We start from the raw sequence: 26087 nt of genomic DNA on the forward strand, positions 1-26087 counted from the left end.
AACCCCCGTCCGACCGGCCTTTACCGACGCTCGCGAGGCGGTTCGGCGCCGCCGCGGTGATGCTTCGGAAACGACAGGTTCTCGGACGGTTTACATTTGTTTACACACCCACAGTGACCTGCGTCGCTTCGATCCGCGCCCGAGAGCGCGGCGGGCAGGCGAACAATATGTACTCAGCTAACCACCGGTTACCGGACATGTGATCATGTCTGACGTCCATCGATGGCTATCAGGGAGTACGAGCGAGTGGCTGAGTTCTTGACCACGATCAACGGTTATATCTGGAGCGACTCGTTGATCTATCTGTGCTTGGCCGCAGGGGTGTACTTCTCGATCCGTTCGAGGTTCGTCCAGGTCCGCCAGATCCCGGAAATGGTGCGGCTGTTGGTGCGCGGCGAGAAGTCCGCCTCCGGAGTGTCGTCGTTCCAGGCGTTGGCGATGTCGCTGTCGGGGCGCATCGGCACCGGCAATATCGCCGGCGTCGCCACCGCCATCGCCTTCGGCGGCCCGGGCGCGCTGTTCTGGATGTGGGCGGTGGCCTTCCTCGGGGCCTCAACGTCCTTCGTCGAGTGCACCCTCGGCCAGATCTACAAGACCCGCGATCCGCTCACCGGTGAGTACCGTGGCGGGCCCGCCTACTACTTCCACCGGGCGATGTCGCACACCAAGGCCGCCCCACTGTTCAAGGTCTACGCGGTGATCTTCGCCGCCGTGACGGTGCTGGCCTGCGGTCTGCTCATGCCGAGCGTGCAGTCCAACTCCATGGCGGCCGCGATGAACCAGGCCTGGGGCGTGTCGGAATGGGTGGTCGCCCTCGGCACCGTGATCGTGCTCGCGTTCGTCATCATCGGCGGCGTCAAGCGCATCGCCGCCTTCGCGGCGGTCGTCGTGCCGTTCATGGCGGTGGGCTACATCCTGATCTCCATGGTCATCGTGTTCGCCAACGCCGGCCAGATCCCGGAGATCCTGTCCCTGGTGGTGCGCAGCGCCCTCGGCGCCGACGCGGCGTTCGGCGCGATCATCGGCGCGGCCGTGATGTGGGGCGTCAAGCGCGGTGTGTATTCCAACGAGGCAGGTCAGGGCACCGGCCCGCACTCGGCGGCCGCCGCCGAGGTGTCCCACCCCGCCAAGCAGGGTCTGGTCCAGGCTTTCGCCGTGTACATCGACACGCTGTTCGTCTGCACCGCCACCGGTCTGCTGATCCTGTCGACCGGCGCCTACCGGGTCTTCGAGGGTGAGTCCGCCGACGGCAAGGTCCTGGCCGACGGTGGAGTGCTGCCCTCGGACGCCGCGGTCGGCCCCGCCTACGCCCAGCACGCGGTCGACACCCTGTGGGGTGGTTTCGGCTCGACCTTCGTCGCGATCTCGCTGGCATTCTTCTGCCTGACCACGATCATCGCCTACTACTACATGGCCGACACCAACCTGCGCTTCCTGCTCGGTAAGCGCGCCGCCACCCCGGTCCCCGTCATCCGGGGCACCCTCGGCAGCAACACCACACTGATCCTGCAGGCCCTCATCCTGATCTCGGTCGCCGTCGGCGCCCTGTCCACGGCCACCGACGCCTGGACCCTCGGCGACATCGGCGTCGGCCTGATGGCCTGGCTCAACATCATCGGCATCATCATCATCCAGCAGCCCGCCTACAAGGCCCTACGGGACTACGAGAAGCAGAAGAAGGAAGGCAAGGACCCGGTCTTCGACCCGAAGGCACTCGGTATCCGCAACGCCACCTTCTGGGAGACCTACGAACCGGAACGCGAACGCGAAAAGGTCACTGTCGCCAAGTGATTCGACGCACCGAGGTCCACACCAGGACCTCGGTGCGTTTCCTTGTGCTCGCCGAGGCCTACTGTTCGGTCATCGCGTCGGGGTCGACCTCCGCGAACGATCCGACCCACTTGTGCGGTGGGCGTGGGGGATTCGGCTCGCCGGGGCGGTGGATGCCGACGACGCGCCAACCGGCGGTGACGGCCGCATCGAGTTCGTCCGGGTGATCGGACAGGAACAAGGTTTCGTGCGGCGCGACCGCGATGCGGGCGGTGATCGTTTCGTAGGAGGCGGGTTCGCGTTTGGGGCCGGCGTTCACCAGGTCGAAGTGATCGGTGATGAGAGGTGAGAGGTCGCCGGAGTCGGCGTAGGTGCACCAATCTCGTTGGTTGCGTTCGGAACCCGAGGAATAGATGTAGAGGGTGTGACCCTCGGCGTGCCAGGCGCGCAGGGCGGGGGCGACGTCGTCGAAGAAGCGGCCGTGCAAGTCGCCTGCGCGGAAGCCCTCCGCGCAGATGGCGCCCTGGGCGGCTTTCAGCGGCTCGGCCTTCACATCCGAATGCAGCCAGCCGGTGAGGATTTCGGCGATCCGTGCGGTATCGGCGGTCGCCTCGCCGGACAGTTCGCGGGTCGCGGCGATCACGGATTCGGCTGCGCCGGTGGCATTCTCGGCCAGCCAGGCGGGCAGATGCTGCTCGGTGTAGCCGTACAGGTCGGTGCGCACCGAATCGGTGGGGCTGGTGGTGCCCTCGATATCGAGGACGATCGCGCGGATCACGCGAGCAGCTCGTCCAGGGTGGGGAAACCGGCACTGATCTTGTCGCCGGTGAAATCACCGATCCAGCCGTCGGCCTCCTCGAAGAAGCGGATGGCGACGAAATCGGGGCGGGGGCCCATGTCGAACCAGTGCAGGGTGCCCGCGGGCACCGAAAGCAGGTCGCCCGCCTCGCACACCGTGGCCAGCACCGCGTCGTCGATGTGCAGGTAGAAGCAGCCGCGACCGGCGGCGAAGAAACGCACCTCGTCCTCGGCGTGCCGGTGCTCGTCGAGGAACTTGGTGCGCGCGCCCGCCGCCGTGGCGGGCCAGTCGGGGTTGTCGTCGTCGGGGTGGATGCGGGCGATATCGATGTGCTCGTAGCGACCCGACGCGTTCAGTCCGGCGATCCGCGGCGCGTAATGGGCGAGCAGGGTGTCGGAGTCGGTGGTCGCGGCGTCGGGGAGCACCTCCCAGCGCGAGAAGGCGATGCCGTGCTTCGACAGCTGGGCACCGATCTCGGCGGTGTCGGTGGTCCGCACCCGGACATCGGCGGCATTGTCGGCCGCCATCACTTGCAGCAGGGTCATCTCGGTCCGATCTCGAAAGGAGTGGCGTCGGTACGTCCGGTGCGGGCGATCAACTCGCACAGTGCTTCCAGACATTCGGCGCGATCACGCGCCTGGGCAAGAGTGTCACCCCAGGCGGTGATGCCGTGCCCGGTGATGAACAGAATCGGTGCGGCACCGGGATTCTCGCGCAGGTAGTACTCGATGTCGGCGCCGATGCGCGCGACGTCGGGCCAGTTCGCGAACACCGGAACATCCACGGTCGACGGATCGTCGAGCCCGAAACCCTTGATGAGTTCGTACCCGCTGACCCGCACGGTGTCACCCGGCCGGGCGGTGGTCGCCAGGGCGGTGGCGAACGGTGAGTGCACGTGCACGACGGCACCGGCATCGCGCGTGCGGTACACGGCGGTGTGAATGCTGGTCTCGGCGGAGGGTTTTCGGTCCTGACCCGGGTACGCGGTGGTGTCGGCCACGCGGACGCGCACCGCATCGCGCTCGGTCAGTTCGCCTTTCGACAATCCGCTGGCGGTGATCAGCGCATCGTCGCTCCCGGATCGCACCGAGATGTTGCCTGCCGTACCGGGCATCCAGCCGCGCTCGTAGAGCTGACGAGCGACGGCGGCGAGCGCGCGTCCGGCCATGTCGCTCTCCGAGCTCGCGGCGCGGCCGTTCCCGTCGAAGGTGTCCGCGTTGCGGTAGACCACACCGTTCTCCGTGACCACCGCGGTGACCAGGTCGGCCGGTGTCACATCGAAGGCCGGATTGAACACGGCGGTGCCTGCCGGTGCGGCCTCGACCCCACCGAACCCGGTGACCTCCGCGGCGGCCCGCTGTTCGACGACGATCTGCGCGCCGGTCGCCATCGCGGTATCGCGGGTGGACTCCGGGGCGACGACGATGAACGGGATGCCGTGATGACGCGCGGCCAGCGCGAGACCGAAGGTGCCGATCTTGTTGGCGACATCGCCGTTGGCGGTGATCCGGTCGGCACCCACGAGCACCGCGTCGACCTGGCCCGTCGCCATCGCCCACGCGGCGGCCGAGTCGATGGTGAGCCGGTGCGGGATGCCCGCTTCGGCGAGCTCCCACGCGGTGAGCCGCGCACCCTGCAGCAGCGGCCTGGTCTCGTCCACGATCACGTCGGTGACCGCGCCGCGCTCGTGCAGCACCCGCAGCGCGCCGATGGCCGTACCCACCGCGCTGGTGGCCAGGCGTCCGGTGTTGCAGTGCGTGAGCAGGCGAAGCGGCCGGTCACCGCAGAGCTGTTGCACCAGGTCGGCGGCGTGGGTGGCGGCGGCCAGGTTGACCCGGCCGTCCTCGGCGAGCATGTCGAGGGTTTCGGCCAGTACGGCGTCGGCACCCTCGGGAATCCGTGCCCGCACCCGCTCGACCGCCCATGCCAGGTTGACGGCGGTGGGTCGCGCCGCCGCGATCCGATCCGCCTCGGCTTCCACCGCCGCCACGTCGACCACTTCGCCGCCCGAAAGACCGACCCGCACCGCTTCGCGCGAGACGGCCGGGGTGGCGGCGTCGACGAGCTTCGTGTGAGCGCGGGTCGCGATGACCACGCCGAACGCCCCCGCGATCCCGATGGCGGGCGCACCTCGGATGGCGAGCGTGGTGATGGCGTCGATCACCTGATCGACGGTCGTCAACCGCAGCTCACGCACCTCGTGCGGCAGCCCGCGCTGGTCGATGGTGACGAGCGCACCGTCGTCCCAGGTCAGGGAACTGTCGTCCATCGGGGTGTCCTCACTGCGAGACTGTCTTTCCGCCGGTAGACGATATCCGACCTGGTCGACCCGCCGGGACCCGATCCCGACCTGGACAGACGCGTGATCAGCCGCCCGGAGCGCGTGCCCGGCTCGGTCCGGACGCTACTCGGCAACGAACTCGGCCTCGCGTTCGACCGCATCGATGGTGGCCTGCGGAACCTGGATCGGGCCTGGTGTGTAGGTGATGGCGCGGAGGGCGCCGGTGTAGCGGAAGGGGCCGCGGCGTTCGCGAAGGTCCCAGGACACCGGGCCGCGGGCGTCGATGCCGACGGAGATGCCGGTCCACGGCGCCATGCCGACGAGCTGGACCTGGTCGGTGATTTCGGCCAGGGGTGTGCCGTCGGCTTCGACGACGAAGTCCCAGCGCAGGTGGGGACGCACGGTGGCGCGGACGGTGACCGAGCGAGTGCCGACCGGCAGCGGTGTGCCCACCGACGCATAGCGGCCGTAACTGTTCACGCCGAGCACCACCTCGCCGTGCTCGATGTAGAGCAGGTAACCGCCGAGCGGGTCACCGTGGGCGACGAGTACGCCTTCGTCGCCGTCCCGGTAACCGGTGGGCACGGATCGGTCACCGGTTCGCGAGGGGGAGGCGGCCGCGCCGAGTTCGGCGGTGATGGTGAAGTCGCGGTAGGCGATCAGCCGTTGCGAACGATAACGCTCGAGGGTCGGGGTGCCGGGAAGCAGGCGCACCGGGTCGGCCAGCCGCGCCTCCTCCGGGCGCCTGCGGAACAAGTCGGCACGGGTGAGGAGCGGGAAAACCGTATTGGCCCAGGCCGATTCGTCCCAGGCGGCGGCGAGTTCGGCGGCCTTGTCCGGATACTGTGTGGAAAGGTCGTGCAGCTCGGTCGGGTCGGCGCGCACGTCGAAGAGCTGCCAGTCGGGTGCGTCCAGGTCGGAGCCGGCTTCGTGGAGCGAGAGCAGTTTCCACCCGTCGCGGTAAAAGCCGCGATGACCGGTCATCTCCGAATACTGCTCGGTGTGCAGGGTCGGTGCCCAGGCGTCGCGGAGCAGGGCGGCGGCGGAGACGCCGTCGAAGTCCTTGGCCGGTAGGCCGTTGCGGACCGAAGGCCGGTCGAGCCCGGCGAATTCCAGCAGGGTCGGCGCCAGGTCGGTGACATAGGCGTACTCGTGCCGGATGCCGGTGTCGTCGTCCTTGCGCGGCAGGCCTTTCGGCCACGACACGATCAGCGGCACCCGCACCCCACCGGCGAAGGTCTGCCCCTTGTAGAAGCGGAACGGCGTGTTGGACGCCTGCCCCCAGCCGCGCGGATAGTGCACGCCGAGCTTCGCGGTGCCGATCAGTTCCTCGTCGTGGGGCACATCGCCCACCCAGTCGGGGTCGTCGATGTGGGCGAATTCGGCGAAATAGGAGCGGGTGCCCTCCGGCCCGCCCTCGGCGGTGCCGCCGTTGTCGGAGGTGAACACGATGACCGTGTTGTCGAGTTCGCCCAGTTCCTCGAGCAGATCGACGATGCGGCCCAGACTCTGGTCGATGCTGTCGACCATGCCCGCGTACACCTCCATGTACCGGGCGTACCGCCGCTGCTCGGCCGCGGACAGCGAATCCCATTCCGCCGCCTCGTAACCCGGCTCGGTATTGCGCGGCTTCTGCTCGGTCCCCGGCGGGAACAGGCCCTGCGCCAACTGCTCGGCGAACCGCTTCCGGCGCAATTCGTCCCAGCCCTCGTCGTATCGCCCGCGGTACTTCGCCTGGTCCTGCGCCTTCGCCTGCAACGGTCCGTGCATGGCGACGTGCGCGAAGTACAGGAAGAACGGTTTCGTCGCGTCGTGCGCGCGCAGGTCCTTGATGTAGGACAGCGCCTTGTCGGTGAGGTCGTCGGTGAGGTAGTAGCCCGGCGGATACTCCTCGACATCCACCACCGAACTGTCGGAAACCAGCTGATTCGGGTAGTAGAAGGAATTGAGGCCTTCCAGCGATCCGTAGTACCGGTCGAATCCGCGCTGCGTCGGCCACGAACTCCGGTGCGCCGCCGGATTCATCGTGGCATCACGCACCAGATGCCATTTGCCCACCGCGTAAGTGGCATATCCGTTGTCCCGCAGAATCTCCGGCAGGGTGAGCACATCGTCGGCCAGTTCCAGGCGCAGCCCGGGATAGCCGGGATCGGCATTGGCCACGAAACCGAATCCCGCGCGGTGCGGATTGATACCGGTGAGCAACGCGGCGCGCGACGGCGAGCACAGGGGAGTGGTGTGGTAATTCGACAAGCGCACACCCGTCGCGGCGAGCCGATCCAGTGTGGGCGTGGCGATCTCGGAACCGTACGGACCGATGTCGCTGTAACCCATATCGTCCACGAGGACGACGACGATATTCGGCGCACCGGCGGGCGCCGTGGCCGGCGAGGTCCAATTCGGCGTGGAATCGGCGGAGGTGCGTCCGATCGAGCCTGCGAAGGATTCGTAACCGCGTGCGTGGGGTGGAACTGGCATTCCCGCAGTGAACTGGACAAAATGGCTGGTCACCAGGGTTAGATGCAGCCTGCGCGGAATCGGTGACCGGTGTCGCGCACATTGTTAGCGTCGCTGTCGTGTCAACGAACAATGCATCGCGTGGCGGTATCCATCGCCGAAATTTCCTGCGCACCAGCGGTATCGCTGCCGCGGCCATCTTCGGTGGGGCCGCACTCGCGGCGTGCACCTCCGCGGTCTCGGAGCAGAAGGCAGGCGGCGACGACGCGACGCCGGTGCGCGGTGGCACCTTGAAGGTCGGCATCCGCGAGGACCTGGTGCCCGCCAACCTGCTCACCAATACCGCCGCCACCCCGGTGCTCGTCGGCCTGGTCTACGAATCGCTGATCCGCTACCCGAACGATTCGCTCGAACCACAGCCGCTGCTGGCCAAGGCCTGGCAACTCGCCGCCGACGGCCGCTCGGTGAGTCTGGACCTACGCGACGACGTGAAATTCCACAGCGGGCGGGTGTTCACGGCCAAGGATGTGGAGTTCTCGATCCGCACCTACGCCGACCCCAAATGGTCGGCGCAATTGCGGTCGACCGCCGCCGCGGTGACCGAATTCGATATCGTCTCGCCCACCCGGATCGTCCTGCGTTTCGCCCATCCGGTGAGCAACATCTTCGATCTGCTCGATACGGTACCTATTCTCGACAGCGAAACCGCCGACAAACTCGGCACCGGTGAAACCTATATCGGCACCGGACCGTTCACCTTCGTACAGCGAATTCCGAATTCACAGCTGATCTTCGCCAAGAACGCCGGGTACTGGATCCCGGATCGTCCCTACCTCGACCGGGTGGAGGTCTCGATCGTCCCCGATCCACAGGCTCTGCTGAACGCGCTGAAGACCGGTCAGATCGCCGCTGCGCGTGAACTGACCTTCCGCGACGCCGAAAACCTGTCCAACGGTGGCGGTTTCACAGTGCACAATCTCGAGGGCGCCGAACTGCAGACCTATGTGGGGGTCAATGTCTCCGAACCGTCGCTGGCGGATGTGCGGGTGCGGCAAGCCATCGCCTACGCGCTGGACCGCGAACGGATCGTCACCGAGGTCTTTCGCGGCGCGGGTTATCCACTGAATGTGCCGTGGCCGAAGAATTCTCCGGCGTTCGACGAGTCGCTCAACACCAGGTACGGCAGAGATATCGGCAAGGCCAAGGCGCTGCTGGCCCAGGTGACCAAGCCACCGCGCCTGCCGTTGACTTTCGCGCCCGGGTTCGAGGCGACCGCCCAGATCGTGCAGGCCAACCTGGCCGAGGTGGGCATCGAGGTGGATCTCGACCCGATCGACAACGCAGCCTTCGTGAAACAACTGACCGGCCAGCAGTTCCGCGGGCTGTGGGTGACCGACCACTCGTGGGCACAGTTCGTGCCGTCGACCCTCACCGTGAGTGCGTACCCGTTCAACGCCCGCCGCAACGCCTCTCGCTACGAGTCACCGGCCTACACCGCGGCCGCCGATGCCGCATGGCAACTGCCGCAGGGCACCGGGCCCGACGCGGTGCGCGCCTACCGGGCCGTGACGGATCAGCTGCTCGAAGGGCTGTTCCTGATCGAAATCGGTGTGCGTTTCCAGCAGTACTCCACCAGCAACACGGTGCACGGATTCGCCTGGACCAAGCGCCGCGAACCCGTACTCACCGACACCTTCCTGTCATGACGCGCTACCTGCTGCACCGCTTGCCCTCGGCGCTGCTCGTCCTGTTCGGCGCGTCCGTGCTGATCTTCCTGCTGCTGCGCCTGGTGCCGGGCGACCCGGCCACCATCCTGGCGGGCAACGACGCGACACCCGAGTCCGTCGCGGCCATCCGGCATCAGCTCGGTCTCGACCGGTCGATTCCCGTGCAATACCTGAGCTGGCTGGGCGATCTGGTCACCCTCGACCTCGGCCGGTCCTACCTCATCGGTGGGCAGATCAGCGACCTGGTCGGTCGCGGGCTCACCAATACCCTCGTGCTCACGGTGACCGCGCTGGTGCTCGCCGTGGTGGTGAGCCTCGCGGTGTCGCTGGCCTCGGTGCTGTGGCCGAGTCGCTGGCTGAATACCGTGGTGGCGGCGGCGAATACGATCGCCGTCGCGTTGCCGACCTTCGTGGTGGGACCACTGCTGGTGCTGGTGTTCGCCGTCGCGATCCCCATCCTGCCCTCGGGCGGGGTGCCGCCGGACGGATTCATCGCCCGGCCGGATATCGCGGTGCAGTATCTGCTGCTGCCCGCGATCTGCCTCGCACTGCCGGTGGCGGCGGCGCTGACCCGGTTCCTCACCGAGTCCCTGCGGACCGAGCTCACCAAACCCTATGTCCTCACGGCACGTTCGCTCGGTGTCGATCACCGCGAGATCGTCACGCGCGGGGCGCTGCGCAACGCACTGCCGACCTCGCTCACCGTGCTCGGCCTGCAGACCGGTCAGCTACTCGGCGGGGCGGTGCTGGTGGAGGCGGCGTTCGTGTGGCCGGGGATCGGCCAGCTCATCGAGCAGGGCATCAGCCGCCGCGACTATCCGGTGGTGCAGGTGCTGTTGCTGCTCGCCGTCGCGGTGTTCGTGGTGATCCAGTTGCTCACCGATCTCGCCCATGCGTGGCTGGACCCGCGAGTCCGGATCGGGGGACGATCGTGACCGTCGCAATCGCGGAAACACGCGCGCGGCGAGCGGCCGCGTTGCGCAGTGGACAGGGACTGGCCGGTGTTCTCCTGGTCGGCGTGATCGCGCTCGCCGGTGTGTTCGCCGCAGTACTGAGCCCCTTCGACCCGCTCGCGCAGATACCGTCCGCCAACCTGCTCGGCCCGAGCGCACAGCACTGGCTGGGCACCGACCACCTCAACCGCGACGTCGCCGCGCGCGTGCTGGCCGGAATCCGCGTCGACCTGCTCATCGTGGCACTCGCGGTGCCACTCGCCGCGGTGATCGGTTCGCTGATCGGGCTCGCCGCCACCGTGCACCCTTTCGCCGATGTCACCGTGCAGCGCCTGTTCGACCTGGTGCTGGCCTTCCCGTCGCTGATCTTCGCGATCGCCCTCGCCGCGATCACCGGGCCGGGCTGGCACGCGGTGGTGATCGTCATCGTGGCCGCCGAGATCCCGATCTTCGGTCGTCAGATCCGCACCGCCGTGCTCGCGGTGCGCGAGCAACCCTTCGTCGAGGCATCCGAGGTGATCGGCGCGGGCACCTGGTGGACGCTGCGCAAACACGTGCTGCCCAACGCGGTCGAACCGCTCGTCGTGCAGTTCGCGCTGTCGCTGTCGGTCGCGGTGTTCCTCGAGGGCGCGATGAGCTTCATCGGGATCGGGGTCCAGCCCCCGAATCCCTCGCTCGGCTCGCTGATCGGCGAATCCATCGGCAACCTCGACGCCAATCCGTGGATGGCGGTCGGGCCGCTGGTCGTCGTCGCCGGGCTGACGCTGGGGTTTCTGTTGATCGCCCAATCACTGGGCAACGCGAGGAGATCGGGATGAGTACGCAAGAGCGCGAGTCCGATGATGTCGTGCTCGACATCATCGATCTGGTCGTCGCCTTCGGGGACAAGACCGTGGTGCACGGGGTGAGCTTGCAGGTGCGGCGCGGGGAAGTCGTCGCGCTGGTCGGCGAATCCGGGTCGGGGAAGTCGCTCACCGCGCGGGCCGCGCTCGGACTGCTGCCGGTGACAGCGCGGGCGCGCGGGTCGGTCACCCTCGCCTCGACCGAGATCGTCGGTGCCGACGAAGCGACCTTGCGCGGCCTGCGCGGCACCCGGGCCGCCATGGTGTTCCAGGAGCCCCAGACCGCGCTCAACCCGGTGCAGAAGATCGGCACCCAGCTCGTGCGGGCCCTGCGCGCGCACGGCGTCACCGACAAGGCCGTGGCCCGTGCCCGCGCGATCGAACTGCTCACCGCCGTCGACATCCCCGAAGCCGCCGAACGCCTCGACTGGTACCCGCATCAGCTCTCGGGCGGGCAGAAGCAGCGCGTGGTCATCGCGCTCGCGCTGTCGGGCGAACCCGACCTGCTCATCGCCGACGAACCGACTACCGCGCTCGACGTCACCGTGCAAGCCGAAATCCTCGACCTGCTGCACACGCTGTGCCGCGACCGCGGCACCTCGGTCCTGTTCATCACCCACAACCTCGGCGTGGTCGCCGAGATCGCCGATCGAGTGGTGGTACTGCGGGCCGGACAGGTGGTCGAACAGCAACCGGTCTTCGACCTGTTCGCCGCACCGCAGGCCGAGTACACCCGCACGCTGCTCGCGTCCGTTCCGCGCTTGCCGGCACGTTCGGCGCGCGGTAGGGCAGCGGTGGCGCCCGACGTCGGCGACCCCGACGGCGTGCCCGAGGTCCAGCCAGTCGAGACGGTGATCCCGACTCGCGGTGCGAACGAGGCCGACGTCGTCCCGAACGCTTCGAGCACCGAAAGCCCCGACCCGGTGCGGTTCGATGCCGGTGCCGACGCGGCCGACCTGGTGGGCACTGGGGACGGTACCGCTCCAGCCCTTCCTGCGGAGTCCGATGGTGTGGCCAGGGAAGCCGGCCTCGATTCCGATGGTGCGGCGGGTCGCGCTACTCGGGGTCTCGAGCGGGCGCTGCGGAGGGTGGTGGCACGGAAACCGGCGGTCGTCGCCGAGAAGGGCGGGGGCGTACCGGGACCGGAGTACCGCGAGGTGTTGCGGATCGACGAGTTGTCCGTGGTCTATCCCGGTCGGCACGGTGGTGCCGCATTCCCCGCGCTGCACGACATCTCGTTGACGCTGAGTCCACGCGAGGTACTCGGCATCGTCGGGCAGTCCGGTTCGGGCAAGAGCACACTCGGGCGGACCGCGCTCGGGCTGGTGCCCGCGACCTCGGGGACCGTGCGGCTACAGGGTGTGTCCCTGACCGGGTTGCCCCGGCGGGAGCTGCGCGGGTTGCGCAGGCACGTGGCGCTGGTGCATCAGGATGTGAGCGCCTCGCTCGACCCGCGACGCAGCATCGCCGACGCGATCGGTGAACCGCTCCAGGTGCATCGAGTCGCTTCGGGGGCGCTGCTGTACTCGAAAGTGGGCGATCTGCTCGAGTCGGTCCGGTTGCCGAGGGACTACGCCGAGCGCAGGCCTGCCGAGTTGTCCGGTGGGCAGCGTCAGCGGGTGGCGTTGGCGCGGGCGCTGGCATTGGCGCCTCGGCTGCTGGTGGCCGACGAACCGACCAGTGCGCTCGATGTCTCGGTGCAGGCGCAGGTGCTCGACCTGTTCGCCGATCTGCGCGCCGAATACGGATTCGCGAGCCTGTTCATCAGTCACGACCTGGCCGTGGTACATCAGGTCGCCGACCGCGTCCTGGTGCTGCGAGAGGGCCGGATCGTGGAAACCGGTGCGGCACGCGCGGTGTTCGCGGCACCAGCGCAGGAATACACCCGTCGCCTGCTCGACGCGGTCCCCGCGCCCGATCCGTCGACGGCTCGCCGGGGACGTGACGCGGCCCTGCCGATCGGGGCCTGACGCGGACGAGCCGCCGGTACCGGTACCGGCGGCTCGTCGACGCGCGTGGATCAGTGGCTGCCTGGGCGGCGCGGCTCGCGCCGATCATCCTGGCCTGCTCGCGTCATCCGCTGCGAGTCCTGCTCCTGCCGCTGCTCCTGCTGCTGGCGGGGCATCTGCTTGGGCATCTTTTTCGGCGTTTTCTTCGACTTCTCAGCCATCTCCACACGGTCCTTTCCGAGGGATGAATACTTCGCCTAATTCGGATGTCCGGCGTAATTCCGCCTTTTTCGAGGCGGGGTACGCCTGACTTGCTCAACGATAGGCATCGAGTCGTCGCAGCGGTAGAGTTGAACGATAAATAGCATTCCTACCAGCGGATATTCGGCGTGTCCTGGCATTTTCGGCAGTCGCCGACGGTAATTCGGGCGACATTGTTTCAACTCGGGAGCGGGAGGAATTCCACGAGGTCGCCGTCTTCGGCCGATGGTCCGACGACGACCAGTCCGTCGCGGTCGACGAGACCGCCCAGGTGAGCGGTGCGGATATTCGGGTCACCGATCCAGCCGCCGCCGGGGGCGTAGCGCGCGGGCGTGATGCGGGTGACGGGGGCGGCGATTTCGGCGGCATTGTGCAGCGGGCCGACAACGGTGCGCGGCGGCGCCGAGGCGGTGCGGGCCGCGACGATCGCCGGGGTGAGGGCGAGTAGTACGGCGATGGCGGCGAAGGGATTACCGGGCAGGCCGAGAACCGTTGGTCCATCGGGCAATTCGGCTACGACGGTCGAACCACCCGGGCGCAGGGCGAGTCTCGGGACGACGATGCGGGCACCGGTGCGCGCCAGCGCGGTACGCAACTGGTCGGCGGCGCCGCCACCGGTGGCACCGACCACGACCAGCAGATCGAGACCGGTTGTGGCGGTGAGCATGTCGTCGAAGCTGTGCGCGGTGTCGCGCAGGTGCACCCGGTCGACCACGCGTACACCGCAGCCGGTGAGCAGGTCCGGCAGGACGGGGCCGATCGAGTCGCGGGTCTGGCCGGTCTGCAGCGGGCCGGTGCTGCGGATCTCGTCACCGGTCATCACTATTCGCGCTCGGACGGGCCCACGGACCGAACCCGTTGTCACCTCCACCGAGGCGGCGGCCGAGCGCAGCGCCGCCGTCACCCGGGTGCCCGCCGGTGCGACCTGATCACCGACCCGCAGGTCCTCGCCGCTGCGCCGCACATCGCCCCGGATCGGGGTGTCGGGCCGCCGTGCCAGGTCGTCGCCGGTGACGACGGCGAATTCGTCGCGCAGCACGGAGGTGGTTCCGTCGGGCACGTGCGCACCGGTCGCGATCCGCACCGCCTCACCGGGCAACAGCCCGAGCGGCCTTGCGCCACCGGCGAATCCGACATCGCGGCGCAGTCGCCACGGGCCGTCACCACACACGGCGTAGCCGTCCATGGCGGAGACGTCGAAGCGCGGTAGCGCGCCCGCCGCGATCACCGGTTCGGCCAGGGCGGCGCCGGGTACGTCGGCGAAAGCGGCGTCGTAGGCGATCAACGGGGTCAGTGCGCCTGCGATGCGATTCCTGGCTTCGGTGAGGTCGAGGCGGGCGTCGTTGTCGACGGACTCGCGGGCCCGGCGCACCTCCTCCTCGGTATCGCAGTCGGTGGTGCCCGGCAGTTCGACCAGTGCCGTCTCGGTGGGGATGATCGCCTTCATCGGCTGGTTCACCAGGGCGTCCAGGCCTGCCAGCGCCGCCGTGAGCGCGGTGCGCCGCCACACGCCGACCAGGTACTGCGGGCGCCCCGACGCATCGATGGCGAACACCGCTTCGGCGGTGGATTCGGCTGCGCGGAGCAATAATTCGCGCACGGTGTCGCGCGTCAGGAACGGCATGTCGGCCGCGAGCACAACGATCCACGGTGCCGACTCGGGCCCGAGCGCGGCCAGCCCGGTGCCGATGGCGGACACCGGCCCCGACCCCGGCGGCACCTCACGCACCTGCTTGATCCGCGCGTCGAGTTCGGGTCGCGGCGGACCGACGACAACCACCTCACCGCAGTCGCTCACCGCCCCGAGCGCCGCCTCGAGCATCGACCGCCCACCGATCACGATCCCGGGCTTGTCGACCCCACCCATCCGGCTGGCCCGTCCTCCCGCCAGCACGATCGCATCGGCATCGGTCATGAGACCAGCGAAGTAGTCGACATGTCGGCCATGCTATCCGCGCCGGCCCCGACCCGATCGTCAGAGGCGGGCGGTGCGCAGGTCGATGCGGCCGTCGGTGATGGAGACTCCTTCCTCGGCGAGGAGGCGGAGCTGGCGGCCTGCGAGGTGGGGGGAGGGGCGGCCGGAGGCGGGGACGACGCGGTGCCAGGGGAGGTCGGAGGAGTCGGTGCGCATGATCCAGCCGACCGTGCGCGGTGAGGACAGGCCGACGGCGGCGGCGAGGTCGCCGTAGGTGGCGACGCGACCGGGTGGGATGGCGGCGACGAGGGCGCGCACCCGCTCCACCTGGTCGTCGGTCGTCGCGGGCACGGGCTACAGCACCGACGCGATGAGCGCGGCCGTCTCGGCGGGACGGGCCTGCGGGACCATGTGGTCGCAATCCCAGTCGTGAGCGGTGAAATCGGCGAGCTCGGCGGCCAGCGCACCACGGAATTCGGCGGTGACGTACGGCGGCTGCACCTTGGCGGCCTGGACCAGCACCGTCGGCACGTCGGCGGGCGGCAGCACGAACGGGCGGGCCAGCTGTCCCCAGTACGAGGTGATCGCCGGCTGGAAGGTGCGCCACCGCACCCGGCCGCCCTCGGCGGGCACCAGGTGCTCGGCGAGCTCGCGCTCGAGTTCGGCGGGGTCGACCTCGTCGGGGCCCCACGCGCTCACCTGCTTGTCCGAACGCGCCTCGTCGACATCGGTGTAATCCGGTGAGGCCAGGTCGGCGGCGGCCACCTGTTCCATCAGCTTCGGGTCGATCCCGATGGCCGGATCCAGCAGCACCAGCGAGCGCACGAGTTCGCGATGGGCCCGCGCCAGATAGATGCCCACCGCGCCACCGAACGAATGCCCGACCACGACGACCGGGCCGTCGGTCTCCGCCCGCACGAGTGCGGCCACATCGGCGGCGAGGGTATCGATATCCCACGGCGGCAAAGAGGTGGAACGACCGTGTCCGCGCAGGTCGGGAGCGATCACCCGGGCCTGCGGCAGATGCCGGGTGGCGAGGGTTTCCCATCGGTTGCCGTGGCCGGTGAGGCCGTGCAGGGCGAGGACGACGGGACCGTCGGCGGGGCCGAAACGTTCTACATGAAGCGACGACACGACAGCCATTGTGGCCGGTCGCGCACTATCGCGCAGCGTGTCCCCTGATGGGGGTGGGCGGGCGTGTCGGTGGGGTCTGTTGCAATAGCCGATGTGGTGCGATCGGATAGCTCGGTGCGACTCGTGCGCCGGACGACGCGAGCGCCCCGGCCGCGGGCCTGGGGCGCGCCTGTGCGCGCGCTGTTCGCCGAACAGGCCCAACCCGCCCCGCCGCGTCCCGGCTGGCTGCCCTGGCAGGTGCTCGGCGGCCCCGGCACGGGCAAGACCTCGCTGCTGGTCGACCTCGTGGCGGCCCGCATCACCGACGGCGCCGACCCGTCCTCGGTCCTCGTCCTCACCCACACCAAACATGCCGCCGCGGCCCTGCGCGACGCCATTACCCACCGGCTCGGCCCGCACACCGGCATCCCCGGCGCCAGCCGCGAACCCATGGTGCGCACCCTGCACTCCTACGCCTTCTCGGTGCTGCGCCGCCACGCCGAACGGCACGGCAACCCGCCGCCGCGTCTGCTCACCGGTGCCGAACAAGACGCGGTCCTGCGCGAGATGTTGCGCGGCGACCTCGAGGACATCGAGCAGGGTGCGGGCGAACTGTGGCCGCCGCGCCTGCAGCCCGCGCTCACTCTCGGCGGGTTCGCCGAACAATTGCGCGACCTGATGTTGCGTGCCACCGAACGCGGGATCGGCCCCGAGGACCTGATGAAGCTGGGCCGTGCACACGACAACGACGCGTGGGAGGCGGCGGGCCGTTTCCTGCAACGCTACGAAGAGGCATCGATGCTGCGCTGGTCGGTCGGTGTGGCCGCGCCGGAAGCCACCGCGCCCGCCCTCGACGCCGCCGAACTGGTCGGTGCCGCCCTCGACGCGCTCGCGGGCGACCGCAATCTCCTTGCCGCCGAACGTGATCGGATCCGGTACCTGCTCGTCGACGACGCCCAGCACCTGGATCCGCAAGCCGCGACCCTGGTGCGCGCGATCGGCAGCGGTAGCGCGAGCACTGTTGTCACCGGCGACCCCGACCAGGCCGTCTTCACCTTCCGTGGCGCCGACTCCCGGTTCCTCGTCGATCTCGACACGACCCCACAGCGCCGGATCATCCTGCGCCACAACCACCGCAGCGGTGGGCCGATCCGCCTGGCCACCGCGCGCATCGCCGCCCGCCTGCCGGGTAGTGCGCGTCATCGGGTGCTGCCGGGGCAGGAGTCGCGCTCTGTCCTGAACGGACCAGAGGCCGAGGTGGAATCGCGCGGTGGCGAGCCCGATGGCCCCGGGCCCGATCTGGCTGCCGAGCGGCGGGGCCATGGCAGATCCGATGAAATTGTGGCGTATGACGATTCGTGGCGAGGTGACCCGGCGGGAAGCGGTCAGCATTCCGAGGCGGCCGATCCGGCCCCGCGCCGGTTGCACGAGGAGGCGCCCGGTTCACTTGCGGCTGATCGGCATCCCGCCGAACAGGCTGTAGCCGGCCATGATCCGGCGCAGCCGATCCGGCTCGGCGGGGAATCGGCAGACGGACCGCCGCCGGACGACGAGACCAGCGTGCGGGTTCGGGTGTTGTCGACGCCTGCCAAGGAAGCGGCGCTGATCGCGGACCATCTGCGGCGCGCGCATCTCACCGACGGCGTGCCGTGGTCGGACATGGCGGTGATCGTGCGATCGGTGCCGTTGTCGCTTGCCCCGTTGCGGCGGGCGCTGCTGGCCGCCGGGGTGCCGGTGCGCAGGCCCGCCGTGGCCGAACCACTGGCGCGTAGGCGGGGCGCGGCGTGGATGGTGCTCGCGCTGCGGGTGCTGCTGGCCGGTGATCGATCGCGGCCGGGTTCGCGCCGGGCCGTCGACTCGGTGTTCTCGCCCGAAGACGCCATGGATCTGCTGTCGGGACCGCTCGGTGGGGCCGATCAGATCGCGCTGCGCAGGTTGCGCCGTGGCATCCGCCGCACCGTGCTCGACCTCGAACGCACCGGCGCCTTGGCGGGCACGCCGCCCGAAGCGGCCGACCAGTTCCTGCTGTGGGACGAACCGCCGCCACCACCGGAGTGGCCGGAGCCCGAACCGGACCCGGTCGACGACGAGTGGCTGCCCCCGCCGCCGGACCCCGACGACCCGTTGCGCCCGGAGCCGGAACCGGACTGGGATGTCGCCGAACGGCTTCCGGACGACATCGACGTCCTCGACGCCGAAACCATGCCGCCCGCACTGGATGTCGTCGCCACGCCGACGCGCCCGGAACCGGCCGAGGTCCCGCTGATCGACCAGTCCTCGGCCGAGGTGCTGCGCGACCTCATCGTCGGTATCGGCGAGCCCCGCCTGCTCGACGGTCTCACCGAGGTGGAGGCGGCCCCGCTGCACCGGGTGCTGCGCGCCGTCGACAAGGCCAGGCAGGCCCAAGCGCGCGACAAGGGCCTCGAAGACGTGCTCTGGACTCTGTGGACCAGTTCGCGACTCGAACGCCGCTGGTTCCGGCAGTCGCGGCGCGGCGGGGCGGCCGGTATGCAGGCCGACCGCGACCTCGACGCCGCCGTCGAATTGTTCGATGCCGCAGCGGCCTACGTGGACCGGCTGCCCAAGGCGGGCATCGAGGGTTTCGTGGAATATCTGCTGCACCAGCAGATCCCACAGCAGGGCAGACCGATGACCGCCGAGACGGAGGCCGTCACGCTGCTCAGCGCGCACGCCGCGGCAGGCCGGGAGTGGGACGTGGTCGCGGTCGCCGCCGTACAGGAGGGCATCTGGCCCAACCCGCGTGCGCGCGGCACGCTGCTGCACACCGAGGACCTGGTCGATCTGGTGGCCGGTGTCGATCCGGCGGCGAAGACGAACCGGGCGGCCCCGATCCTCGCCGAAGAACGCCGACTGCTGCTCGTCGCATGCAGCCGGGCTCGGCGCTCGCTGCTGGTGACCGCCGTCGAATCCGTTGCGGGAGACCAGGATCTGGTGCCGTCGCGGTTCCTCACCGAACTGCTCGGCGACGACGACACCGGCGAACCGGGCGCCCTGCCCGTCGCCGATCCCGGCCGCGCGCTGGTGATGCACGCCCTGGTCGCCGAATTGCGCGGTGTGGTCTGCGATCCCGGCGCCGACCCGCGGCGCCGCGACCGCGCGGCCCGGCAGCTGGCGCGCCTCGCCGATGCCGGTGTGCCGGGTACCGACCCCGACGACTGGTACGGCACCGCGGCCCTGAGCAGCGAACGCGAACTGTGGGACGACGACGATTCGCCCATCGGCCTGTCCCCGTCGACGGTCGAGCTGCTGCGCACCTGCCCGCTGCGCTGGGCGCTGGAACGCCACGGCGGCACCGACGGCGACAACCCGCACGCCGTGAAGGGCAACCTCGTACACACCCTGGTGCAGGCACTGGCGGGCAACGTGCCAGAACACCAGGTGCGCGCCGCCCTCGACCAGGCGTGGAAGGCGATCGACCCGGCCACCGGCTGGCACTCCCGCCAGGAATTGCGCCGCACCGAGGCCATGCTCGAGACCTTCCTCGCCTGGGTGCGCACCACCCGTGGCGAACTCACGCAGGCCGGGGTCGAGGTGCCGGTGGACTGTGTGTTGCCGCCGCGCGCGGAAGGGGAACGGCCCGTGCGTATCCGGGGCCGGGTCGACCGGCTCGAACGCGACGCGCAGGGCCGGTTCGTGATCGTCGACGTGAAGACGGGCAAGACACCGATCAGCGCGAAGACCGTCGCCGACCACGCCCAGCTGGCCACCTACCAGGTCGCCGCCGCCCACGGCGCGCTCGACGAGGAGGACGCCGAACCGGGGGAGCCGGGCGGTGCGCGCCTGGTCTACGTCGCCAAACCCCACAACAAGACCGGGGCGACCGAACGCGCCCAGGACCCCCTCGACGCCGAGGGACTCGAGCAGTGGCGAACCACCATTCACGACGCCGCCGCGGCCACCCGCGGCCCCGGCTACCTCGCGGTGCGCAACGACGGGTGCAGGCACTGCCCGGTCGGCGGCAGCTGTCCCGTGCGTGACACCGGACGGCAGGTGACCGACGAGTGAGCGGCGTGCGCGTCACCCCGCAGCGGCTGGCCGACGCGCTCGGTCTGCCGCCACCGACCGACGAACAGGCGGCCGTCATCGCGGCGCCGCCCGGTCCGACGCTGGTGGTCGCGGGCGCGGGCGCGGGCAAGACCGAGACGATGGCCGCGCGCGTGGTGTGGATGGTCGCCAATCAGCTCGTCGCCCCCGACGAGGTGCTCGGCCTCACGTTCACCCGAAAAGCGGCACAGCAGTTGACTTCTCGCATCCGCACCCGCCTGGCCCGGCTGGCCGGTGCACCGCTGGTCCGCGAGATCGACCCCAGCGGCGCGCTGCGCACCGTCATCGCGGGCGCCGAACCGGAGATCAGCACCTACCACTCCTACGCGGGCAGGCTGCTCACCGCACACGGTCTGCTGCTGCCGGTGGAACCCTCGGCCGCGCTGCTCACCCAGACACAGCTGTGGCAGCTCGCCCACGAGGTGGTCCGCTCCTGGGACGGCGACCTCGATACCGACCGCACCCCCGTCTCGGTCACCGAGGCGGTGCTCGCGCTGTCCGGGCAGCTCGCCGAACACCTGGTGGAGCCGCAGGAACTCGCCGAAGCGCACGCCGAACTGGAAAAACTCGTCTACACCCTGCCCGCCGGACCACGTCAGCGCGGTGGCCCGAGCCAGAAACTTCAGGACGTGGTCAACGCCCAGCGCGAACGTGTCGCCCTGCTTCCGCTGGTCCGTCAGCTCGCCGAGGCACTCGAACGCCGAGGCGCCCTCGACTTCGGCTCGCAGATGTCCCTGGCTGCCCGCCTGGCCGTCGACCACCCCGAGGTCGCCGCCGCTGAACGCGCCCGTTTCAAACTGGTGCTGCTCGACGAGTACCAGGACACCGGCCATGCCCAGCGAGTCCTGCTGTCGGCCTTGTTCGGCAATGCCAGGGCGGTACAACAGAATCGGCGTAGCGAGCCGGTGCGGGTGCGCGCGTCGGCCACGTCTGACCACGCCACGCTGTGGTCCGACGACCCAGCCCCCGGTGAACTCGCGTCCGACGTGCGTCGGGCCGGCCTCCACGGTGGTGCGCGCGATGGCGTCGATGATGGTCGGCGTGGTGAGGGGGGCGATGCTCGGCGCGGCGATTCGCCGAGCTCCGGCTTGCCCGGTGGGAGCAGCCCTGCGTCCGAGGACGGAAGTAGAGCCGGGGAAGCAGGTTCCGGTGCGCTCGCCGTGACGGCGGTGGGTGATCCGATGCAGTCGATCTACGGGTGGCGTGGTGCCTCGGCGGCGAACCTGCCCCGGTTCGCGACGGATTTCCCTGTCGGCGACGGGCTTCCGGCGCCGATTCTGCCGTTGCTCACCAGTTGGCGGAATCCGCCCGAAGCGCTGGCGTTGGCCAACCTCGTGGCCGACCCGTTGCGGTCGCGAGCGCGCGCGGCCGGGGGTGCGACCGTGGACGCCCTGCGTGCCAAGCCCGACGCACATGCGGGCACTGTCGAACTCGCCCTCACGGAAACTGTTGCCCAGGAACGAGATTGGATCGCCGAGCGGATCGCCCGCGAGTGGATCCAGGCGCGGGAAGAGGACAGACCGCCGCCCACCTCGGCGGTACTCATCCGGCGCAACGCGGACGCCGCGCCGCTGGCCGAAGCTCTGCGTGAACAGGGACTTCCTGTCGAAATCGTCGGACTCGGTGGTCTTTTGGCGACCCCCGAGGTGGCCGACATCGTCGCCACCCTGCGGCTGATCGCCGAACCGGGCACCGGGAGCGCGGCGGTGCGCATCCTCACCGGCGCGCGCTGGCGCATCGGTGTCGCCGACCTGGCCGCCCTGGCCAAGCGGGCGCGGATGCTGTCGATCGGGAGCCTGTCCGGAGATGCCTCCACCGCGATCACCGACGCGACCGGCCTGGCATCCGCCCTGCGTGAGGTGGCCCCGGAACCCACCGAACGCGCGGGACTGGCCGACGCCATCGCCGATCCCGGTCCGGCGGAGAACTATTCGGAGGCGGGTTACGCGCGCATCCTCGCCCTCGGTGAGGAACTGGCGGCCCTGCGTGAACGCAGCGGGCAGCCACTGGTCGAACTGGTCGCCGACGTCGAGCGGACGATCGGTGTCGGTGTGGAGACCCAGACCCGCCGCGCCATCGCGGGCGGCGGCGCGGGCCGCGAACACCTGGATGCCTTCGCCGAGGTGGTCGCGGGTTATGCCGCCGACTCGCGCGCCTCACTCAGCGGGCTGCTCGCCTTCTTCACGGCCGCCGAATCCGTCGAGAACGGTTTGGAGCCGGGCGAAGTGGAGGTCGCCCGCGATCGGGTTCAGGTGCTCACGGTGCACGCCGCCAAGGGGCTCGAATGGGAGGTCGTCGCGGTGCCGCACGTGAGCGCCTCGGTCTTCCCCTCCACCACCGCACTGAGCACCTGGCTCGGCGCTCTCACCGAACTCCCCACCACCCTGCGCGGCGACCGCGCCCAGCCCGACGCCGCCGAAGGCGTCCCGGTCCTCGACCTGAGCGGCGTCGGTGACCGCGCCGAACTCGAACAGGCCATCACCGAACACCGCGACGCGCTCAAGAGCCGCCGCCTCGACGAAGAGCGCCGCCTGTTCTACGTCGCCCTCACCAGAACCGAACGGGTACTGCTGGTTTCGGCCTACTACTGGCCCGAAACCGGCACCTCGCAGAAGGGGCCGTCGGAGTTCCTGCTCGAACTCAAAGAGGCCGACGAAGACCCCGACAGCCCCGCCTACGGCGTCGCGACCATCGCCCGCTGGGACGACAAACCACCGGCCGACGCCGTCAACCCCTTCGCCGACAACCCGCCGACCGCCCAGTGGCCCCGCGACCCACTCGGCGACCGCCGCGACCCCATCGAACAGGGCGCCACCCTCGTCCGCGCAGCCCTCGACCAGTTGCGCAGCACGCCGGCCGAATCCGCGCCCGAGGACGACGATCCCGAAGGCTGGGCCAACGACGTCGACGCCCTGCTCGCCGAGTTCACCGCCGCCGAACTCGCCGAACAGCAGGTGGAGCTGCCCGGCCAGCTCCCCGCGACCGCACTGGTCGAACTGCGCGCCGATCCCACCCGCCTGGCCGCCCGCCTACGTCGCCCCCTGCCCTACCCGCCGAACCCGATGGCCCGGCGCGGCACCGCCTTCCACGCCTGGGTGCAGTCCTGGTACAGCACCGACCAACTGCTCGGCCTCGACGAACTGCCCGGTGCCGCCGACACGGCGGGCCGTGCCGATCAGGAACTCGCGACCATGCAGGCCGCCTTCCGTCGCTCACCCTGGGCGCACCGCAACCCCATCGACGTGGAGGTGCCCTTCGAAACCAGCATCGCGGGCACCGTCATCCGCGGCCGGATGGACGCCGTCTTCGCCGAACCGGGCGACCGCTGGATCGTCGTCGACTGGAAGACCGGCGCCGAACCCGGCCCCGCCGACGAACCCGCCGTCGCCATGCAGCTCGCCGTCTACCGCCTGGCCTGGGCCCGCCTGATGGCCGCCCGCACCGGCGAATCCGAGGACGCCATCCTCCAACGAGTCGGCGCCGCTTTCCATTACGTACGCTCCGGCCGCACCATCGCCCCCACCGACCTGGCAGGCCCGGACGAACTGGCCCGCCTCATCCACGACGCCGCCCCGGAAAACAAGGACACCGAACAGCAAGACCCCCACTGAGCCGATACGCTTCCCGCGAAGAGGAAACACAAGACCGGTCTCGGCGTTGCGTACCGAGACTCGCGGCGCCAGCTAGTCTTCCCCGCGAAGAGGAAACCACGATCGGTCTCGGCGCGTCGCCGCCTCTGGACTGACCGAAGGGTGCGACGAAGGAGTGCCCGTAGGGAGGGAAGAGGCGGCGTTTAGCGCCGAGACCCGCGGCGCCAGCCGCCAAAAAAGGAGCGCGACGATGTTCGACAAGCGCCGCCCGCTCGGGCTGAGTAGCAGTCCCGACTACGCGCTGGTCGGTTTGTTGCGCATCCCGGTCGAGCAGATCAGTCCCTGGACCTCGCTCACCCGCCGCGTCCTTTTCGCGATCCTGCTGCTGTTCACCGCCGCGGGCGTGGTGTATCTGGGCCGCCACGGCTACCGCGACAACTCCGGTGACGAGTTGTCGTTCCTCGATGCGATGTATTACGCCACGGTGTCGCTGTCGACCACCGGGTACGGCGATATCGCCCCGATCACCCCATCGGCGCGGCTGGTGAACATCATCGTCATCACACCCCTGCGTGTCCTGTTCCTGATCGTGCTGGTCGGCACCACTCTCAGCGTGCTCACCGAGCGGTCCCGGCAGGCGTTCAAGATTCAGCGATGGAGGCACACCGTGCGCAATCACACCGTTGTCGTCGGTTACGGCACCAAGGGACGCACCGCGATCGATGCCATGCTCGGCGACGGTGTGCAGGCGTCCGACATCGTCGTCGTCGATACCGATCCGATCGCGCTGGAGGCGGCGGCGGGTGCGGGTCTGGTCACCGTGCACGGTTCGGCGACCAAGTCCGATGTGTTGCGCCTGACGGGCGTGCAGCGGGCGTCGTCGGTGATCGTGGCGACCAACCGCGACGACACCGCGGTGCTGGTCACCCTCACCGCCCGCGAACTGAACAAGACCGCCAAGATCTGTGTCGCCATCCGCGAGGCCGAGAACACCCACCTCGTGCGCCAGTCCGGCGCCGACTCGGTGGTGGTGTCGTCGGAGACGGCGGGCCGGTTGCTCGGGATCGCCACCACCACCCCGACGGTCGTGGAGATGATGGAGGATCTGCTCACCCCCGAAGAGGGTTTCGCGGTGGCCGAGCGTGAGGTGGAGCCGAGCGAGGTCGGTGGGTCGCCGCGTCATCTGTCCGACATCGTGCTCGGCGTGGTGCGCGACGGTCAGCTGATCCGCGTCGGCGAGCCCGAGGTCGACGCGCTCGACGCGGGCGACAAGCTGCTCTACATCCGCAACGGCGGCAAATAACGGCAGCGGCTAGGCTCGGCGATGTGTCGTTCCGGCTGAAAAACGTTCCGCTGCTGTCGCGTTCCACCATCGATCGGGCCGAGCACGTGCGGGTCGATCCCGCCGCGCTGCGCGAGGGGTGGGGGAAGGCCCGGGTGCTGCGGGTGGATCCGCGCGGGCGGGTGCGGGTGGACGGCGGCACCATCGTTCTCGACGCGGCCCCCGCGTTCGGTGATTTCCCCGAGGACCGGGCGGTGTTCCTGGGGGTCGCCGAGGGCGCGCACCTGTGGGCGGTGCGGGAGCCGGAACTCGAGGGCACGCTGAAAGATCTGCGCACGCTCGGCGCGGTCGACGACTTCACCGCCGAACTGCTCTCCACGGCCTACGCCCTGCTCAACTGGCACGACCACGCCGGTTTCCACGGCGGTGACGGGACCTCGACCACCCTCGCGCGCGGCGGCTGGTCCCGGTTGACCGGCACCGGCGTCGAGGAATTCCCCCGCATCGACCCCGCCGTGATCGTCCTGGTCCACGACGGTGCCGACCGCGTTCTGCTCGCCCGCCAGCACAGCTGGCCGCCCGCGATGTTCTCGCTGCTCGCCGGCTTCGTCGAAGCGGGTGAATCGCTGGAACGGTGCGTGGAACGCGAGGTCCGCGAGGAGGTCGGCGTCGACCTGCGCGAGATCAACTACCTGGGCAGCCAGCCGTGGCCGTTCCCGCGCTCGCTGATGGTCGGTTTCGCCGCCGTCGGCGATCCCGCGCAGGAACTCGCCTTCTCCGACGGTGAGATCGAAGAAGCCCACTGGTTCACCCGCGACGAGGTCCGTGCCGCCTTGAACCTGGGCGACTGGTCCACCCGCGACACGAACGCCCGTCTACTGGTCCCTGGCTCCATCTCTATAGCCAGAACCATCATCGAGTCCTGGGCTGACTGGTCCTGATCGTCAGGACCACCACGACCCGACCCCGAGGAGGGTCCGCCGCGCAGCGGCGGTTCGCGGCCGTCCCGACGATCAGGTGCCGTTGCGTACGCGACGAAGGAGCAAGCAACGTCCCGGTCGCGCTCGTCATCCCGAGTGTGGT

17 protein-coding genes are annotated in these 26087 nt (G+C 69.6%); 9 read left to right on the plus strand and 8 right to left on the minus strand.

What is annotated here, in order from left to right:
• The first annotated feature begins 246 nt into the window (after positions 1-246).
• Entirely contained in the window at positions 247-1791 is a 1545-nt protein-coding gene (locus ACWEVR_RS03485) for an alanine/glycine:cation symporter family protein (RefSeq protein WP_452465656.1), read from the plus strand.
• A gap of 58 nt (positions 1792-1849) precedes the next feature.
• Here the strand turns inward: ACWEVR_RS03485 and mtnC are convergent, their stop codons facing one another.
• From mtnC to ACWEVR_RS03505, 4 genes are all read right to left on the minus strand, one after another.
• Complete coding sequence (mtnC, locus tag ACWEVR_RS03490) at positions 1850-2548, minus strand: acireductone synthase (RefSeq protein WP_452465657.1); 699 nt, start codon at positions 2546-2548, stop codon at positions 1850-1852.
• Complete coding sequence (locus ACWEVR_RS03495; protein WP_452465658.1) at positions 2545-3114, minus strand: 1,2-dihydroxy-3-keto-5-methylthiopentene dioxygenase; 570 nt, start codon at positions 3112-3114, stop codon at positions 2545-2547. The genes mtnC and ACWEVR_RS03495 overlap by 4 nt, the downstream gene beginning before the upstream one ends.
• Positions 3111-4838 carry an S-methyl-5-thioribose-1-phosphate isomerase gene (gene mtnA, locus ACWEVR_RS03500; RefSeq protein ID WP_452465659.1) on the minus strand — a complete coding sequence of 576 codons (1728 nt, stop codon included), beginning with the start codon at positions 4836-4838 and terminating at the stop codon, positions 3111-3113. The genes ACWEVR_RS03495 and mtnA overlap by 4 nt, the downstream gene beginning before the upstream one ends.
• A 135-nt stretch (positions 4839-4973) precedes the next feature.
• Entirely contained in the window at positions 4974-7328 is a 2355-nt protein-coding gene (locus ACWEVR_RS03505; protein ID WP_452465660.1) for an arylsulfatase, read from the minus strand.
• Positions 7329-7426: 98 nt separating this feature from the next.
• On the opposite strand from ACWEVR_RS03505, the gene ACWEVR_RS03510 reads away from it, so the two are divergent.
• From ACWEVR_RS03510 to ACWEVR_RS03525, 4 genes are read left to right on the plus strand one after another with little or no spacing between them, the layout of a single operon-like run.
• A complete protein-coding gene (locus tag ACWEVR_RS03510) occupies positions 7427-9013 on the plus strand; it encodes an ABC transporter substrate-binding protein (protein WP_452465661.1) in 1587 nt (528 codons plus the stop codon).
• A complete protein-coding gene (locus tag ACWEVR_RS03515) occupies positions 9010-9969 on the plus strand; it encodes an ABC transporter permease (RefSeq protein WP_357151196.1) in 960 nt (319 codons plus the stop codon). Before ACWEVR_RS03510 ends, ACWEVR_RS03515 begins: the two co-directional genes overlap by 4 nt.
• Complete coding sequence (locus ACWEVR_RS03520; protein WP_452465662.1) at positions 9966-10805, plus strand: ABC transporter permease; 840 nt, start codon at positions 9966-9968, stop codon at positions 10803-10805. Before ACWEVR_RS03515 ends, ACWEVR_RS03520 begins: the two co-directional genes overlap by 4 nt.
• Entirely contained in the window at positions 10802-12799 is a 1998-nt protein-coding gene (locus ACWEVR_RS03525; protein ID WP_452465663.1) for a dipeptide ABC transporter ATP-binding protein, read from the plus strand. The genes ACWEVR_RS03520 and ACWEVR_RS03525 overlap by 4 nt, the downstream gene beginning before the upstream one ends.
• Before the next feature lie 50 nt (positions 12800-12849).
• Here the strand turns inward: ACWEVR_RS03525 and ACWEVR_RS03530 are convergent, their stop codons facing one another.
• The 4 genes from ACWEVR_RS03530 to ACWEVR_RS03545 form a co-directional block, all read right to left on the minus strand.
• Positions 12850-12999, minus strand: a complete 150-nt coding sequence (locus ACWEVR_RS03530) for a hypothetical protein (protein WP_157104805.1) — start codon at positions 12997-12999, stop codon at positions 12850-12852.
• Positions 13000-13217: 218 nt separating this feature from the next.
• A complete protein-coding gene (locus ACWEVR_RS03535) occupies positions 13218-14954 on the minus strand; it encodes an NTP transferase domain-containing protein (protein WP_452465664.1) in 1737 nt (578 codons plus the stop codon).
• A 60-nt stretch (positions 14955-15014) separates the two neighbouring features.
• Positions 15015-15305 (minus strand): MGMT family protein, encoded by a 291-nt coding sequence (locus tag ACWEVR_RS03540; protein WP_452465665.1) that lies wholly within the window; start codon positions 15303-15305, stop codon positions 15015-15017.
• Between the two features lie 3 nt (positions 15306-15308).
• A complete protein-coding gene (locus ACWEVR_RS03545; protein ID WP_452465666.1) occupies positions 15309-16097 on the minus strand; it encodes an alpha/beta fold hydrolase in 789 nt (262 codons plus the stop codon).
• Positions 16098-16211: 114 nt separating this feature from the next.
• Here ACWEVR_RS03545 and ACWEVR_RS03550 point away from each other — a divergent pair, with 114 nt between their 5' ends.
• From ACWEVR_RS03550 to nudC, 4 genes are all read left to right on the plus strand, one after another.
• Complete coding sequence (locus tag ACWEVR_RS03550) at positions 16212-20093, plus strand: ATP-dependent helicase (RefSeq protein ID WP_452465689.1); 3882 nt, start codon at positions 16212-16214, stop codon at positions 20091-20093.
• Complete coding sequence (locus tag ACWEVR_RS03555) at positions 20090-23743, plus strand: UvrD-helicase domain-containing protein (RefSeq protein WP_452465667.1); 3654 nt, start codon at positions 20090-20092, stop codon at positions 23741-23743. The genes ACWEVR_RS03550 and ACWEVR_RS03555 overlap by 4 nt, the downstream gene beginning before the upstream one ends.
• Positions 23744-23972: 229 nt before the next feature.
• Entirely contained in the window at positions 23973-25025 is a 1053-nt protein-coding gene (locus tag ACWEVR_RS03560) for a potassium channel family protein (protein ID WP_067491584.1), read from the plus strand.
• Positions 25026-25048: 23 nt separating this feature from the next.
• On the plus strand, positions 25049-25945 hold the full coding sequence (gene nudC, locus ACWEVR_RS03565) for an NAD(+) diphosphatase (RefSeq protein WP_452465668.1): 897 nt from the start codon (positions 25049-25051) through the stop codon (positions 25943-25945).
• The last annotated feature ends 142 nt before the right edge of the window (positions 25946-26087 follow it).

It is taken from the genome of Nocardia sp. NPDC003979 (assembly GCF_053605015.1).